Genomic DNA, 1,877 nt, shown 5'->3' on the forward strand with positions numbered 1-1,877 from the left:
GGTGTCAGGCGTCGGGGGCGCCGTCGGGCCCGACGACGGGGCGACGGGCGGGCGACGGGCGGGCGACGTCGGGGTGAGGAGGTTGTCCATCGGTCAGCTTCCGGTGAGCGGGGCGAGGGAGCCCCAGATGCCGTGGGTGGCGGTGAGGTGGAGGAGAGCGGGCAGGCCGAGCCAGTACCAGGCGAGGTATCCGGCGAAGAGGGCGAGGACGGTCAGCACCCGGCCGGCGGCGGTGCGGGGCGGGCCGATGAAGCCCATGGTCAGCAGGACGCTGACCATGGCGGCGGCGAGCGGCAGGAAAGGGAAGGCGTCCATGGCGGTCAGCCGATCGTTCCGATGAGCTGGGCGCCGACGTAGGCGACGGAGCCCCAGATCCCTCCGGCGGCGACGAAGATGACGCCGGCGACCAGGCCGAGCCAGGCGGCGGCGCGGGAGCTGAGCCTGGTGAACCAGGCGGTGGCGATGCAGACGATGGCGAGGGAGCCCATGCCGACGTCTCCGAAGGGGCCGAGGCCGGAGCCGAGGCCGGCGGCGGCCAGGCCCTGGTGGATGAGGTCGGAGGGCAGTGCCCAGGCGCCGCCGGCTGCGGCGAGGGAGTTGCTGGTCAGGAAGCCGAGGAACAGGGCGACGATGGGCTTGATCTGGTGGTCGGCGTTTTTGCGGGTGCCGATGAAGAGGATGAAGGTGAGGGCGAAGGCGGTGCCGGCGGCTCCGAGGTGGCCGACCCATTCGCCGTCGAAGGCGCCGTCGGGGCGGTTGCCGTCGACGAACATCGGGGCCGCGGCGGGTGCGGCGGCGAGGAGGGTGTGCACGGGGGTCCTTCCCAGGGGGTGTCAGAGGTTGAGGTTGTTCCAGGCGGGGGCCCACAGGAGGCTGCCGAGGATCACGGAGGCCGTGGGGATGCGGCAGGTCCACGCGAGGGGGACGGGCCAGCGGCGGGTGGGGAGAGCGAAGAGGAACCAGCTGCCGGCCGCGAGGAGGCCGGCGAGGACGATGCCGGAGCTGATGCTGTGTTCGGTGGCGATGGAGTTGAGGGCGCGGGTGGTGAGGGTGGGTAGTGCCGCGTCGGGGTTTCCGAGGGCGGCGGGGAGGTAGCCGGCTGCGGCTGCGGAGACCCAGTAGAGGGAGGAGCGGACGCGGTCCATGCGCAGGGCTGCGGGGGCGGCGGTTTCAGCGGCTCCCCAGGTGTGCTCGACGACGATCTTCTGTCCGTCCCTTGCGGCGACGCGGGCGTCGGCCCAGTGCTGTCGGGCGAGTGCGATGTCGTCGGCGAAGGTGCCACGCCCGTCGGCGTCGGCGTCGGCTGTCGGGGCGCCGTCGGCGGGGTGGGCGTCGGGCGTCGCCCGGCGTCGCCAGGGGCGCCGCCGTCGGGTGCCGCTCTCCTCCCCGCCGTCGGGTGTCGTGGCGTCGGCCGGTCCCCCGCCGTCGCCGTCGGGCGTCGTCGTCGGGTCGCCGCCGTCGGTCTCCTGTCGGGCGTCGTCGTCGCCCGGCGTCGTCGTCGGGTCGTCGGGGGACGTGGCGTCGGGCGCCGGGCGTCGGGTGACGTCGGCGTCGGGGGTGGTGTCCCCCGCCGTGTCCGTCGCCCCGCCGTCGGCGTCGTCCTGCCGTCGGCTGCCGGGGGCGTCGGGCGTCGTGGCCGTCGGGGAGTCGTCGCCGTCGGGGGTCGTCGTCGCCCGGCGGGTGCCGTCGGCGTCGCCCGGTGCGGGGGCGGGCTTGGCCGTCGGCACCGGGCCCGCAGGACCGGTGGTGCCCGGCCGAACCCCACCGCGGGCGGCCTGGTCCTGTCCGGCGAGGAGGTCCTCGATGGGCTGCGGGCCGCGCAGGGCGTCCCGGCGGATGCGGCGGGCACCGGGGGGCAGCGCGCCCTCCCCGGGGCC

General features: G+C 75.8%; 2 protein-coding genes and 1 pseudogene. All 3 read right to left on the bottom strand.

All coding sequences use genetic code 11. From position 1 onward, the window contains the following. Positions 1-93: 93 nt before the first annotated feature. The gene (locus FOE67_RS24385; RefSeq protein ID WP_182666989.1) at positions 94-315 is read right to left on the bottom strand and encodes a hypothetical protein; all 222 of its coding nucleotides are present in this window, start codon (positions 313-315) and stop codon (positions 94-96) included. Between the two features lie 5 nt (positions 316-320). Beyond that, positions 321-812 carry a hypothetical protein gene (locus FOE67_RS24390; protein WP_182666990.1) on the bottom strand — a complete coding sequence of 164 codons (492 nt, stop codon included), beginning with the start codon at positions 810-812 and terminating at the stop codon, positions 321-323. Between the two features lie 21 nt (positions 813-833). Further along, a pseudogene (locus FOE67_RS24395) lies at positions 834-1,877 on the bottom strand (hypothetical protein); the annotation flags it as partial.

The organism is Streptomyces calidiresistens, assembly GCF_014141525.1.
GTDB lineage: Bacteria > Actinomycetota > Actinomycetes > Streptomycetales > Streptomycetaceae > Streptomyces > Streptomyces calidiresistens.